The organism is Candidatus Vagococcus giribetii, assembly GCF_017316185.1.
Lineage (GTDB): Bacteria > Bacillota > Bacilli > Lactobacillales > Vagococcaceae > Vagococcus > Vagococcus giribetii.
This window is the reverse complement of sequence record NZ_JAFLVX010000025.1, coordinates 1-13,731: the sequence shown is the minus strand read 5'-3', so window position 1 is coordinate 13,731 and position 13,731 is coordinate 1. Positions and strand designations below refer to the sequence as shown.

The window sequence follows — 13,731 nt, the reverse complement described above, 5'->3', positions numbered from 1 at the left end:
CGTTAAAAAAATTAAAAGACCTATGACTCACTTACAGTCATAAGGTCTTTTAATTCCTTTTGTTATTCTGTTGATTTTAATGCTTCAATCATATCGACTTTCTTCAAACGACGATGCATCACTAGCATAACGACTGTCGAGAATAAAATCGTCAGTAAAGCAGAGTACAGATAACTCACTGGATGAATATCTGGTGGAAACATCATCATATCAACCTCTGCTGTCTTAATAACAAACCCATGAAGAAGTTTTCCTAATGCGGAACCAAGTAAAATACCTAGTGCCGTCAAAATGTTATTTTCTCGGTACACATACATGGTGACTTCCTTGTCGTAAAAACCTAAGACTTTAATGGTTGATAACTCTCTAATTCGCTCAGAAATATTGATATTAGTTAGATTATACAACACAATAAAGGCTAACATTGCAGCTGAAATAATGAGTACCCACACAACGACATTTAAGCTGCCCATTGTGTCATCCATGGCACTACCAATCTTACTAGTAAAACTCACATTGATTGCCTTTTTCGTATCCATTAGAGATTGAGCCAACTCTTCTTCCTCTTTGTCAGTAATTTTCTCCTTGAATTTCAACAAATCAACATTGTATTCTGGTGTTTCGCCAAAAACACTTTCGTAGTAGGTAGGTGTCATGTAGATAAAATGCATGGCATAATTTTCACTAATATGAGAGACTTTCACTTGTCTTTCTTTGTCATTTGGCGCCTTAAAGCTTAAGGTATCCCCTTCTTTTATATCAAATAAATTAGCAAGCTTTTCATTGATAATGACTCCTGAATCATCTAACTTGTAAGTTTCTCCTGTCTTACGGTTTTTGAAAACCATAAAATCTTTAAAACTTTCTGTGTCTTTTGGTGTATCGATAACAACTTCTTGTTTCTTGTAGCCATCTTTAAGGACCTCAACTGTTTTTTGAGATAAGCCAATATGATGACTCACATTTGTTTGTTCATCTCTGGTTGTTTCATAAGTCTTAGTTTCCTCTTTTGTGGCATCAGGGTTATAAGTAACCATGGCATCATATTGCCAAATCTTATAAAACTGTAAATCTACAATATCTCCAATCGAATCTTTTAATCCGAATCCAGTAATAATCATTGCCATACAACCGGCAATACCAAGAACAGTCATTAACATTCGTTGCTTGTAACGGAACAGATTTCTTGCCGTCACTTTTTGATTAAAATTAAACTTAGACCACAACCAAGGTATTTTTTCTAGGAAAATACGTTTACCTGGTTTAGGTGCTTTAGGTCGCATTAATACAGCTGGCGTACTAAGTAGATCCACTCGTAATACAACCATTGCTGAGACTAACGTACATAGTAAGGCAACAATTACCGACTGAACTGAATAGCTTAAATAATAAGTAATAATAACTGGTGGTAAGTTATACAGTGAGCCGTAAGCGTCAAATATAACCGTTGGAAAGACGTAAAATCCGACTAATAATCCAAGAACACTACCAATCACACTTGCCAGAGTGGCATAAATAATAAATTTCTTAGCAATATCAAAATTACTATAACCAAGAGCTTTTAGTGTCCCAATCTCGCCTCTTTTTTCATCAACCATTCGCGTCATTGTGGTTAAACAAATAAGGGCAGCAATCATGAAGAAGAAGACAGGAAAGACTGTGGCAATCGAAGAAATTCGATCGGCATTATCTTTGTATTCACTATAAGCTGGATTATCATTGCGATCCATATAGAGATACTCTGGCTCTTTTAAATCCCCTAATTTTTTCTCTTGATCTGCTAATTCTTTTTTACTTTTATCCAAACTTTTCTGATTCTCTTTTAATTCTTTTTCTTTTGTAGCTAACTCTTTTTCTCCTTGAGCAAGAGCTTCTTTAGCTTCGTTAGGCACGCTTTGACCGGCTGATTCTGCCATAGAAAGATTAGCTCGTTGTGTTTGAAGCTGCTCTTTAGCTAAATTAAGTTGAATTTCTCCTTGTTTTAAAGCCTCTTCACCAGTAGCTAGTTTGTCTTTTCCTTCAGCTAGTTTAGTAGTACCTTCTTGTTTAAGCTGATCAAAGCGTTCTTTTGTACGAGGCTCTAAGAGAGTTTCTAATTGCTTTTGATTTTTTTCCAGTTGCTTATCATAAGCCTCGCTATAACTCACTAATTTTTCTGTGTTGTGATACGTGATATAAATCTCTGTAAATACCTCTAGTGAAAAGTCCTCTTTAGGAACTAAGCCAAATAAATCAATTGAGCCTTTTCCTATGGTGGTATTGCCTCTTGAGACTTGATCAATGTACATTGGGCTCTTCACTAAACCAACAATCTTATAACTCGTTTCTTTTAACGTGTCTTTGTCTGTATCTAGAGTAATCGTGTCACCAATTTTATACTTGTTTAACTCCGTTACTCGATTGTCTAAAGCAATTTCCCCAGACTTTTGAGGGAGTCTCCCTTCAACAAGTAAGGGTTTATTGATTGGACTGCTATGGTTTGTATCATAAGACATCAACCTTAACACCATATTTTCTTTCTTCTCTAGAACGTCTACTGTATAACTTCCTACTGCTTCTTTTACATTAGGATCTTCACTGACTTTATCTAAATCTTTTTGTTCTAGACCATAAGTAGAAACAATCTTACTATCCATCAGTTGCTGATCCTTATAATACGTATCTGCTGTATTAATCATGTCAGGACCTGTCGCTTTAATTCCTGCGTAGAAACACACTCCTAGAAAAATAATTAGCAGAATCGAAAAGAATCTAGCTTTTGATTGAAACACTTCTCTTATATTGGATTTTCTTAATGCTTTTTTACTCATCTAACAACCCTCCTTACCACTCAATATCATCAACTGAGATTGGATTGTCGTTAATTTCGATGCTTCTTACTTTGGCGTCATTCACTCGAATCACTCGATCTGCCATTTTAGCAATTTCTGAATTATGGGTAATGACAATAACTGTTGTTTTGTAGTTACGACAGGTATCTTCTAAAATCTTTAATACTTGTTTCCCTGTCTCAAAATCAAGAGCTCCAGTTGGCTCATCACATAAGAGAAGTTTTGGATTTTTTGCCAATGCTCGAGCAATAGCTACCCGTTGTTGTTCCCCACCTGATAATTGAGCAGGAAAATTCTGTTTTCTATGACTTAGATTAACTAACTCAAGGACCTCGTCTACATCAAGTGCTTTATTTGAGACTTGAGAAGCGAGTTCTACATTTTCTTTCGCCGTTAAGTTGGGAACCAAATTGTAAAACTGAAAGACAAATCCCACATCTAATCTGCGAAACGTGGTCAATTCTTTATTAGAGTACTTAGCGATGTCCGAGCCATCAATAATCACTTGACCTTCATCACAACTATCCATACCTCCAAGTATATTTAAAACCGTTGATTTTCCTGCTCCACTAGGCCCTAAAATCACAGCAAACTCGCCTTCTTCAATGGAAAAAGAAACGCCGTTATTGGCAACAATCACATTATCGCCCATAGTGTATCGTTTATATACGTCTTTAACTTCTACATAACTCATCTAATTGACCGCCTTTTATTATTTGTTGGTACTATTATAACAAATGAGTTTTGTTTTTTTGTGAATTTTTAGCAAATTAAGAAACTCAAGTCTTTTCGAACTCTTGTTCTTATTTTTATTTTCCCGTATAATGTGTCTTGGAAGAGATGTAAAAAAGGAGGCCGTCATGGCGAAAAAGAAGAAACGAACACAAAATAAATCTAACTTGAGCCTTATAATAATTACCCTTATTCTGGTTGTTGCTTTGTATATAAGTGGTATGTCACCTACTGAAGCTCTGGATTATTTTTTTGGAACAAAACAAAGTCAAGTAACAGAGAAAGCACCTGAAAGTACTTCTGGTGACAATCCTGGACCTATCGAACATGGTAAAGCAATTTTTACAAAAGATGAGTTAAAAAATGATAAAAAAGGGTGGATTCATTATGGTGAACTCGATCAATTAGGACGTCCTACTACAGCTGAGGCCCTTATCACACCTCAAATGATTGGAACCGGTACTGGGGCTTCTCAAGATATTCGACCACCTGGTTTTATCTCAGGGAAATCACCACACAACCATTCAAGAGGTCATTTGATTGGTAGACAACTTGGTGGAAGTGGTGAAGACTTAAAAAATTTAGTCACTTTGTATCAAAACCCTGTTAATACGCCCTACATGACAAAATACGAAAACATGGTGCGCCAAGCAGCTGATAACGGAGAAACCATTCGTTACCGTGTCACACCTGTGTATGAAGGTAATATCGGTATGCCCATTGCCGTTGACATGGAAGGCAAAAGCTTAAACTCTAATACCATTGATTTTCATGTAACAATCGAAAATAAAAAGTAAAGGTGTGGAAAAGCATGTTTTTAAGTGACTTAAAGCAACAAGCAACAACGAACTCTCCAGAAGAATTTTTAGCCCTACTTACTCAAGCGGGCATTCAAGACATCAATGACTATCTACTATTTAACTTGGACAACGAGATGACTGCTCCTTTTTTCAGTAGTCTATCCTTTCTAGATAACGAAGCAACTTGGACAGAAAAAGAACTTAGCGAAGCTCTATTAGTGGCTCAAACCATTGACAGCGACTCTCTTTTTTATCTAGACAATCGTATGATTGTTATACCTGTCAGTTTAAATAAACAGGACAGTGAAATCCATGAGTTAAATATTTGGGATTTCTTTATTCAATTTGAATCAGGTACATTAGCCACTAATATTTTAGCCATCAATTAATCTAAAGGAGTGTTCCCATGAAACAACTATTTTTAGTCTCATCTTTTGCTGACACATACGAACAACTTCCTGCATTTGTAGGGAGCGATTTAACAGGGCAACGTGTTGCTTTTATCAACACGGCTAGCCTAACAGAAGAAAGAATTAGCTATGTGGATAAAGCATTTATCGCCCTTGAGTCATTAGGTCTTGTGGTGACACTTGTGGATATCTATGCCGATGACGTTACGGCTATAGTCGACTCATCTGATATGATTTATGTCGCAGGTGGCAATACCTTCTATCTGTTACAAGAATTACAAAAAAGTGGTGTGGATCATTTAATCAAATCTCACATTGATCAAGGAAAAGTCTATATTGGTGAATCAGCTGGTTCAATTATTATGTCACCTAATATTCACTATATTAAAGAGATGGACGACATTAATGAAGGCCCTGATTTAGTTGACTATACTGGATTTCATGTCATTTCTCAGTCACCTTTACCTCATGTTGGTAATAAATACCTACAAGAAGCAGTTGATGTTATTTTAGATAAGTATCAAGATTCATTGGATTTACATCCCTTTACTGACGAAGAGGTCTTTCTAATTAAAGAATAAATCTCTCCTCTATTAATTTCTTATTTTCTGTTACTTTAATGATATAATAATCAATAAAAACAAAGGATACTGACTTATGGATAAAGAGCTCCTATTAATCGACTTACTTGCCAATAAACAACACATACAAACAGTTTTTAAAACCTTTTTTAAAAAGAGAATCAGCCATGTTATTCTCTTAGCTTTAGCCACTTCTCTCTTTTTCTTTGGTTGTGGCTTTTTGTTTTTTAACTTATTAAGTAGCCAAACTGACAATTTTTTCTACCTAACACGACTAGCAGATCTTTATCTTTTTTCAAAAATAATGGGTTGGCTTTTCTTAAGTTTCTTCGCTACAATTGCTTGTTTTCATCTGGGTCATTATGTTTCCTTCAATCGTCATTTTCAAGATTGGTTAGAAAACCAAATTGATTTACTGAGTGACTGGGAACTTATTGAAGAAGATACTAACTATTACTATTTTATTGATCAACAGGAAATAAAGGAAGTGCCTACCAAAAGAAGTCTTTTAAAAAAATCGATCGTCTCCTTAAATACTTCAGAAGATGACTATCATGTACTGATTGGACGAAGTCAAAGCCTATTTGGTTTGTATCGCATTTATATGCTTATTGATACTCAAAAAGAATTACCTCAGGCGACTACAAAAAAACATCATTGGCAAAAAAAATTAACTTATAGCTTCGTAGCTCTTTTTGCGAGTGGTGTCCTTCTAAGTTATCTTTACTTGGTTGGACCTTTAAATAAACGAGATATAACTGCTGCTGATTTATTAACTAATACTGAAACGACTCCTAATGAGACCTTTGATTCTGCTTTAAAAGGTGGAACCTCCACTGCGATTAAAGAGTCTTCTGAGCTTCAAATGACTTATCACATGGATCAAGCAAATGATACTTTATACCAAACCACTAATCACGGACAGTCTTGGCAACACGTTCCTATCTCTATCTCCTCTACTCGGCAAGGAGAATACACCCTTTCATCAGGTGGTATTCCTGAAGGGTATTTCATGAATCAAACCTTTGATATTTCGCCAGATTTTTCTTGGTACTTGTATTCACCAACTGAAGCCACAGATGCTAGACTGCCATTAGCTGTTCTTATTTCAGAAGACAACGGTCAAACATGGCAATCACATGACATTGCTGATAGTTATGAACGTTTGCGCTACAGAAAAATGCAAACAAATAAAAATGGCTCTTTCTTTGTCATAACAAGTATTGCCGATATCATGTCCAGTGAAAGTATTTTCATCTATGACTCAAATGACTATGGAAAAACATGGCACAAAACAGGAGAAACATCTCTTGATACACCTTTACAACACGCTAGCTTCATCTCTCAACAAGTTGGTTTTTTAGCTACACGTGATAGCTTATACTATACAAATGATTATGCTCAACATTTTGAAAAATCACTCATTCAACTGCCTGAAGGATACACAACTGAGGGTCTAGATATTTTTACGTCACCTAATGAAGTGACACAAAAAAGCGCTAATCTTCTTAGTATTCGTTTAAATTTAGTGAAAACACAAGGCTCAGATAAAGGTGCTCTCATTGAATGCGAATTTTTATCCCAAGATCAGGGAGCTACTTGGTCCTTTGAACAAGAACTTCAGCCAATTATCACCTCACAATAACTCAAAAAAGCCCTTAACCAACATAATAATGGTTAAGGGCTTTCTTATTATCATTTACTTTAGTCAATAATTGTTAATTCTTTAGGGTAATGGTTTAGGAGGTCACAGCCTGTTTCAGTTGCTACTACTAAATCTTCAATACGTACTCCAACTTCACCTGGTAAATAAATACCTGGTTCAATAGAGAAAATCATCCCTGGTTCTACTTCATTGTGATTAATCGCAGATACGTCTCCTGCTTCGTGACATTCCATACCGATGAAATGACCCGTACGATGAGTGAAGTACTCACCATAACCTTTTTCCGTAATGTAATCTCTTGCAGCTGCATCAATCTCTGCAAAGGTCACACCCGGTTTTACTTTAGCAATCGCACGCTTATTAGCTTCTAAAACAGTTTCGTAAACCTCACGACTTTTATCAGAGACTTCTTTATAGAAGAATGTACGCGTCATGTCAGAACAGTAGCCATTTTTCATACCACCGATATCTAAGATAATGCTATCTCCTGCTTTAACCAAAGAATCGTCATTCATGTGATGTGGGTCTGCTCCGTTAGCACCATATGCCACAATAGGATCAAATGAAAAACCAGTATTGCCTAAATCAGCGTAGATGGCTGCTAATTTTTCTGTCATAGCAAGTTCGGTTAACTGTTCTGGAATTAATTCAGCTAATTTTCCAATCGCTGTATCGTTATCTAAAGAAACTTCTTTCATTAACTCAATTTCTTCAGCTGATTTCACCCCGCGGATAGCGTCTGTAATATCTGAACTCAATGTGTAATGACTCACACCTTCTCCGACTTGGTTCATTAAAGCAAGTAAAAATTCTGCTGTCCAATATTTATCCACACCAATTGTTTCTTTATGATCTAATTGTTTGGCTAAAATAGCAATCCCTTTAGCTTCATCAGTATCGTCTACTGAAACAATCGGCATTCCAATTTCTGCTTCTGACACGGGGAATAATCGATTAATGATAGCTACATGATTACCATCTGCTTTTAAAACTAGAGCTACTAATCTTTCACCTGGATCGATTTCTTTACCTGTTAAATACAGTATGGTCATTGGATCTGACACAATTAACTGAGCCTGATGTTGTTCTTTCATTTTATTAATGACTTGATTCATTCTCTCTTGATACATTCTCCATTACCTCCTATTTACTAAAAAACGGTGTCACAGAAGTGGCTACAAGAAATAAACAAAAATCAGCAAACGTATTTAGCGATTTTCTTATTTATTTCTTGTAGCTAACACTTCTGCCACAACCTCAAACTAATGTTATTTTACTTGATAACGACACACGCCGTCTAGATAAGTTGCTTCTAATTCTAAAGAATCAGATAACACGATAAAGTCTGCCGCACGTCCTCTTGTGATACTGCCACAAACGTCTTCCATTTTACAGCTTAGAGCTGGCACATAAGTTGCCATCATAATAGCTTCCTCAGGTGTAGCAATACCCCAATCGACTACATTTTTTACAGCTTCTTTTAGACGTAGCACACTTCCTGCCAAGCTACCTTCCTTCATACGAGCTGTTCCATCTTTAACAACTACTGGGAATTCTCCTAACATATAATCGCCATCAGGCATACCACCTGCCATCATACAGTCTGTAATTAAGGCAATGTGATCATGTCCTGTTTTTTCCATTAGGATTTGAGCGGCATCTGGATGCACATGATGTCCATCACAAATTAACTCAGAGAAAACATGTCTTAAATTCATAGCTGCTCCAACCATACCGGGCTCACGGTGATTCAATCCACGCATACCATTAAAGGCATGAACAAAGACACTAGCCCCACACTCCACGGCTTCACTAGCTTCTGCTAAAGTCGCATTACTATGACCAAGAGCTACAACAACTCCGTTATCTGTTACTTCCTTGACGAATTCAGATACCCCAACACGTTCTGGAGCTAAGGCAATCTTTTTAATCAAGCCACCTGAAACTTCTTGCCATTCATTAAAAACATCAATATCTGGGTCTGAAAAATACCCTGGATTTTGTGCGCCTTTGTATTCTTCAGTAAAGAAAGGTCCTTCAAAATAAATCCCTTGAATTTTTGCTCCCTTAACGTCTTTATACACTTCACCAATTGTTTTAGCAACAGCGGTTAATTGTTCACGACTAGATGTTAATGTAGTTGGTAAAAATGACGTCACGCCACAAGATAATAAATCTTCTGACATTTGTTTAATTCCTTCGGCATTGTTATCCATTACATCGTTGTTTTTGAACCCATGGATATGTGTATCAACTAAACCTGGAGCAATCCATTTACCTGTGTAGTCAATCACTTCTGTAGCATCTTCTGGTTTTTCTTTTGTAACTTTACCAAAAATACCTTGAGTAATATCTAAGTATCCAGGCCCTTCAATTCCACTTGTTAAGAAAAATTTTTCTGCATAAATGACTGTTTTCATGGACAAAACTTCTTTCTTTTTTAATTTACCTTTAAATTATCACTATTTCGATTTTTCGTCAAGGAATGGTCTATACATAAAAGTAAAGCGGCTTCATTTATCTCTTATAACACATTTTTTTATCATTTCTCCCCTTTATTTTAAATAAAACTCTTTTTTTATACACATTTTATGCTATAATAAGTCCATTATTAAAACTAGAAACTTAGTTTATAGCACATTACATTAGATAGGAGCACTACATTTTGGAAATTAATAGTACAGTTACATTTGATTGGCAAGGAACACAATTTGAGGGCACCATTGAAAAAGAGTACGAAAACTCGGTTCTAATCAGTGTTATAAACCCATCATTAGAAATCAAAGACAAATATTTAGGACGTTTAATCGTTAGTAAAAAAAGCGTGACTGCTTAACTCATTCTAAACAAAAAAACCAAGAAAAGGATTTCTTGGTTTTTTTAGTGTCTTATTTTTGTTTGTAAGTTAATAGAAAATCTGCTAATGCATTCGTTGTTACTTCCAACTCATCTACTTTTGGCAAGTAAACAATTCTAAAATGATCAGGTGTATTCATGTTAAATCCTTTACCATGAACTAGTAGTACATGTTTTTCATGTAGAAAATCTAGTACAAACTGCTCATCATCACGGATATTAAACTTAGCTGTATCAATTTTAGGGAAGATATAAAAGGCAGCTTTTGGTTTTTTAGCTGAAATACCAGGAATGTCATTTAAAGCATTATAAATAAATTCACGTTGCTCATAAATTCTACCTCCTGGAAGTAACAACTCGTCCACACTTTGATAGCCACCTAATGCGGTTTGAATTATTTGTTGAGACAACACATTTGAACATAGTCGCATAGAAGCTAGCATGTTTAAGCCTTCAATATAACCTTGTACATGTCGTTTTTCCCCACTAATGACCATCCAACCACATCTAAAACCAGCTACTCGATGAGATTTTGATAAACCATTAAACGTAATGACACATAAATCAGGCGCAAGTGTGGCAATTGACACATGCTCTAATCCGTCCATCACTAAACGGTCATAAATTTCATCTGAATAAATAATTAATTGATGCTCACGAGCGATATCCACAATATCTTGTAACACTTCTTTTGGATAAAGAGCTCCTGTTGGGTTATTTGGATTAATCAAGACAATCGCTTTAGTGCGACTTGTAATTTTACTGCGAATATCTGCCATATCTGGATACCACTCTGCTTCTTCGTCACACACATAATGAACTGCATGACCTCCAGCAAGAGTTACTGCTGCTGTCCATAAGGGATAATCAGGCATAGGAACTAATATTTCATCCCCATTATCAATTAAGCCTTGCATAGACATAGTGATTAACTCACTCACTCCATTACCTGTGTAGATATCATCAATACCGACATTTGGAAATCCTTTTAACTGACAATATTGTTGGATTGCTTTACGCGCTGAAAAAATACCTTTTGAATCTGAATACCCTTCAGACTCTCTCGCATTTGTAATTAAGTCATGAATGATTTCATTCGGTGCTTTAAAATCAAAAGCTGCTGGGTTTCCCGTGTTTAACTTGATAATATCAATGCCTTTTTTCATCATACGGTCTGCTTCTTCAAGAACCGGTCCACGTACGTCGTAACTTACATAATCTAATTTTGATGATTTATTAAAATGTTTCATCTTAACTTCCTCCCGAAAAAAATCAAATAACTTTTTTTATAAAAATACTCTTACTTTTCTCTTTTTGCAAGTGTTTTGCCAATTACTTAAGAATAACCTAGGTAATCTAATCAAGACTTTTCCAAGTAATGGTAACTTTTGCACTGTTATCATTTTTTGAGATAATGTTATGACGACTTATCCCGTCATCGTCTAACTGATACTCACTTTTTATCTTATTACCATATAAAACTTCTTTGTTAAATTTAACCACAATTTTTTCTGGTGTATGTGTCATTAAAAAGGCGGCATCTAAAGAATCAACTGCCCAATCTAGGTAAACAGAGTTATTCACGTGTTTATTCATATCAATGTCATAATAACGAACAGTGTATTCTTTTTCTCCATGAACTGTTTCAAGAGGAAGCGTTTTTTCACCTCGTCTAATTCGTTTGATTTTTTCAGACTCAAAAGGCGCTAGTACCTCGTCATCAACACTACCCATTTTTCTTGTTTCTAAGTCCATAATTGAAAAAGTCGTATTCATAAAGACACATTCATTGCCTGCTTCGTCATGAACCCAAAAATGACGGTAGCAAAAGAACTTATTGTAGCTTTCGGCTTCTGTTGTCACTGTAATAGTTTCGCCTGCTTTTGGTAGACGTTTAATAAAAATATCATGTTGTAAAATAATCCAACCTAGTCCTAAAGAAGCCATAAATTCATCACTCACACCTAAAGCATCACTTTGTGCTCCAGAGGTTTTGATCAGCATTTTGACTAATGTTGGGATCTTTAAAAACTGTGTGGTATCACACTCATAGTACGGAATTTGATGTTTTTCTGAATATTGTTTTGCCACAAACATGTCCCTCATTTCTTTTTGCTTTCATCTAGCATATCAGAAAAAGAACTGATGCTCTATGTCTTTTTATTTAACTTTTAGATAAAATTTGAAAATCTACTCGAAATAATTGCTTTGTGCCACCATTAGAAGTAGAATGTATAATGAATATTAACCATTAATATTTCATTATTGTTAGGAAAGTAGGATCTGCTATGTCACAAGAAAATAAAGCTTTGTTTATTATTTTTGGAGGAACTGGAGATTTAGCTAAACGAAAACTCTACCCTTCTTTGTTTAGACTATTTCGTAAAGGAAACATTCGTGAACATTTTGCTGTTATCGGAACAGCACGTCGTCAGTGGTCAAATGACTACTTTAGAGAAGTGGTAGCAGAATCTGTTGCTTCCCTCAATCCAACTAAAGAAGATTTAGATGAATTTGTGAGTCATTTTTATTACCAAGCCCATAATGTTGATAACACTGAAGAATATCAACTACTCGGTCAATTGGCTGACTCTCTTGACCAAACTTACGACTTAAATGGCAATCGCCTATTTTATTTAGCTATGGCACCACGTTTCTTTGGTACCATCTCTCAACACATTAAATCTGAAAACATTATGACTGAACATGGATTCAATCGTCTGATTATTGAAAAACCTTTTGGAACAGACTACAAAACAGCTCTACAACTCAATGAAGAAATTTCAGCTAGTTTTAAGGAAGAGCAAATCTTCCGTATTGACCATTACTTAGGTAAAGAAATGATTCAAAATATTTCTGCTGTTCGTTTTGGTAACAATATTTTTGAATCTTTATGGAACTATAAATACATTGATAATGTACAAGTTACTTTAGCCGAAGCCGTTGGTGTAGAAGAGCGTGGTGGGTATTACGACCAAAGTGGTGCTCTTAAAGATATGCTTCAAAACCATATCTTACAAGTAGTTGCCCTACTTGCTATGGAAGCTCCAACTGTCTTTTCAGAAGAAGCGATTCGTGCAGAAAAAATCAATGCATTAAAATCAATTCGTATTTATAACGAAGAAGAAGTAAAAGAGAATTTTGTACGTGGTCAATACAGTGCTGGACGTTTAGCTGATACTGAATTTACTAGCTACAACGAAGAACCTGGAGTTGATCCTAATTCTCAAACAGAAACCTTCTTAGCAGGTAAGTTTTTAATTGATAACTTTAGATGGGCTGGTGTGCCATTTTACGTGAGAACTGGAAAACGTATGACTGAAAAAGGAACACGTATCCATATTGTCTTTAAATCAACACCTATCAACATTTTTAGAGATAGTAACGACTTAGATAGTCAATTGCCAGAAAATGTCTTAACCATCTACATTCAACCAACAGAAGGTTTCTCTTTAACTCTTAATGGTAAAGAAGTAGGTGATGGTTTTAACATTGATCCTGTTCGATTAGACTACCGTCATTCTCAAGATAATCTTTACAATAGCCCTGAGGCATACGAAAAATTAATTCTAGACTGTCTAAAGGGCGATGCGACAAACTTCACTCATTGGGATGAAGTAGCTAACTCTTGGAAGATTGTTGATGGGATTAAAGAAACTTGGGAGAAAGAAACAACTCCTATCCCTCATTATCCAGCTGGTTCAATGGGACCAGAATGTGCCTTTGAATTACTAGAAAAAGAAGGACACAAATGGATTTGGGAACCAGATGCCTGGTATAAAAACCAAGGCTTACTTGATTAAACCAAAACAAAGAGGCTGACAAAATTGTCAGCCTCAGACTGTAGACAAAGTA

12 protein-coding genes are annotated in these 13,731 nt (G+C 35.6%); 6 read left to right on the top strand and 6 right to left on the bottom strand.

Going from position 1 to position 13,731, the window contains the following annotated elements:
• Positions 1-62 precede the first annotated feature (62 nt).
• Positions 63-2,810, bottom strand: coding sequence for an ABC transporter permease (locus DOK76_RS09785; protein ID WP_206967261.1), 2,748 nt, complete (start codon positions 2,808-2,810; stop codon positions 63-65).
• 13 nt (positions 2,811-2,823) lie between these two features.
• Entirely contained in the window at positions 2,824-3,525 is a 702-nt protein-coding gene (locus DOK76_RS09780; protein WP_206967259.1) for an ABC transporter ATP-binding protein, read from the bottom strand.
• Between the two features lie 166 nt (positions 3,526-3,691).
• Between DOK76_RS09780 and DOK76_RS09775 the strand changes: the two genes are divergently transcribed.
• The 4 genes from DOK76_RS09775 to DOK76_RS09760 all read left to right on the top strand — a co-directional run bounded on the left by DOK76_RS09775 (position 3,692) and on the right by DOK76_RS09760 (position 6,999).
• Positions 3,692-4,360 carry a DNA/RNA non-specific endonuclease gene (locus DOK76_RS09775; protein ID WP_206967257.1) on the top strand — a complete coding sequence of 223 codons (669 nt, stop codon included), beginning with the start codon at positions 3,692-3,694 and terminating at the stop codon, positions 4,358-4,360.
• Between the two features lie 14 nt (positions 4,361-4,374).
• Positions 4,375-4,752 carry a hypothetical protein gene (locus DOK76_RS09770; RefSeq protein ID WP_206967256.1) on the top strand — a complete coding sequence of 126 codons (378 nt, stop codon included), beginning with the start codon at positions 4,375-4,377 and terminating at the stop codon, positions 4,750-4,752.
• Positions 4,753-4,769: 17 nt separating this feature from the next.
• Positions 4,770-5,354 carry a Type 1 glutamine amidotransferase-like domain-containing protein gene (locus DOK76_RS09765; protein ID WP_206967253.1) on the top strand — a complete coding sequence of 195 codons (585 nt, stop codon included), beginning with the start codon at positions 4,770-4,772 and terminating at the stop codon, positions 5,352-5,354.
• Between the two features lie 76 nt (positions 5,355-5,430).
• The gene (locus DOK76_RS09760) at positions 5,431-6,999 is read left to right on the top strand and encodes a WD40/YVTN/BNR-like repeat-containing protein (protein WP_206967251.1); all 1,569 of its coding nucleotides are present in this window, start codon (positions 5,431-5,433) and stop codon (positions 6,997-6,999) included.
• Between the two features lie 59 nt (positions 7,000-7,058).
• Here the strand turns inward: DOK76_RS09760 and DOK76_RS09755 are convergent, their stop codons facing one another.
• Together DOK76_RS09755 and nagA are read right to left on the bottom strand one after the other, a co-directional pair.
• Positions 7,059-8,150, bottom strand: coding sequence for a M24 family metallopeptidase (locus tag DOK76_RS09755; RefSeq protein WP_206967249.1), 1,092 nt, complete (start codon positions 8,148-8,150; stop codon positions 7,059-7,061).
• Positions 8,151-8,288: 138 nt separating this feature from the next.
• Entirely contained in the window at positions 8,289-9,440 is a 1,152-nt protein-coding gene (gene nagA / locus DOK76_RS09750; RefSeq protein ID WP_206967247.1) for an N-acetylglucosamine-6-phosphate deacetylase, read from the bottom strand.
• 245 nt (positions 9,441-9,685) lie between these two features.
• On the opposite strand from nagA, the gene DOK76_RS09745 reads away from it, so the two are divergent.
• Positions 9,686-9,856 carry a DUF2187 domain-containing protein gene (locus DOK76_RS09745; protein ID WP_206967245.1) on the top strand — a complete coding sequence of 57 codons (171 nt, stop codon included), beginning with the start codon at positions 9,686-9,688 and terminating at the stop codon, positions 9,854-9,856.
• Positions 9,857-9,908: 52 nt separating this feature from the next.
• On the opposite strand, the gene DOK76_RS09740 is transcribed toward DOK76_RS09745, so the two are convergent.
• Both DOK76_RS09740 and DOK76_RS09735 read right to left on the bottom strand, forming a co-directional pair.
• Positions 9,909-11,126, bottom strand: a complete 1,218-nt coding sequence (locus DOK76_RS09740) for a pyridoxal phosphate-dependent aminotransferase (RefSeq protein ID WP_206967243.1) — start codon at positions 11,124-11,126, stop codon at positions 9,909-9,911.
• A 106-nt stretch (positions 11,127-11,232) separates the two neighbouring features.
• Positions 11,233-11,967 carry an acyl-[acyl-carrier-protein] thioesterase gene (locus DOK76_RS09735; RefSeq protein WP_370590127.1) on the bottom strand — a complete coding sequence of 245 codons (735 nt, stop codon included), beginning with the start codon at positions 11,965-11,967 and terminating at the stop codon, positions 11,233-11,235.
• Positions 11,968-12,164: 197 nt separating this feature from the next.
• Here DOK76_RS09735 and zwf point away from each other — a divergent pair, with 197 nt between their 5' ends.
• Positions 12,165-13,679, top strand: a complete 1,515-nt coding sequence (gene zwf / locus DOK76_RS09730) for a glucose-6-phosphate dehydrogenase (protein ID WP_206967239.1) — start codon at positions 12,165-12,167, stop codon at positions 13,677-13,679.
• The last annotated feature ends 52 nt before the right edge of the window (positions 13,680-13,731 follow it).

Coding starts and splice junctions, on each gene's coding strand:
- DOK76_RS09785 (WP_206967261.1), bottom strand. CDS start 2,810: ATGAGTAAAAAAGCATTAAGAAAATCCAATATAAGAGAAGTGTTTCAA.
- DOK76_RS09780 (WP_206967259.1), bottom strand. CDS start 3,525: ATGAGTTATGTAGAAGTTAAAGACGTATATAAACGATACACTATGGGC.
- DOK76_RS09775 (WP_206967257.1), top strand. CDS start 3,692: ATGGCGAAAAAGAAGAAACGAACACAAAATAAATCTAACTTGAGCCTT.
- DOK76_RS09770 (WP_206967256.1), top strand. CDS start 4,375: ATGTTTTTAAGTGACTTAAAGCAACAAGCAACAACGAACTCTCCAGAA.
- DOK76_RS09765 (WP_206967253.1), top strand. CDS start 4,770: ATGAAACAACTATTTTTAGTCTCATCTTTTGCTGACACATACGAACAA.
- DOK76_RS09760 (WP_206967251.1), top strand. CDS start 5,431: ATGGATAAAGAGCTCCTATTAATCGACTTACTTGCCAATAAACAACAC.
- DOK76_RS09755 (WP_206967249.1), bottom strand. CDS start 8,150: ATGTATCAAGAGAGAATGAATCAAGTCATTAATAAAATGAAAGAACAA.
- nagA (WP_206967247.1), bottom strand. CDS start 9,440: ATGAAAACAGTCATTTATGCAGAAAAATTTTTCTTAACAAGTGGAATT.
- DOK76_RS09740 (WP_206967243.1), bottom strand. CDS start 11,126: ATGAAACATTTTAATAAATCATCAAAATTAGATTATGTAAGTTACGAC.
- zwf (WP_206967239.1), top strand. CDS start 12,165: ATGTCACAAGAAAATAAAGCTTTGTTTATTATTTTTGGAGGAACTGGA.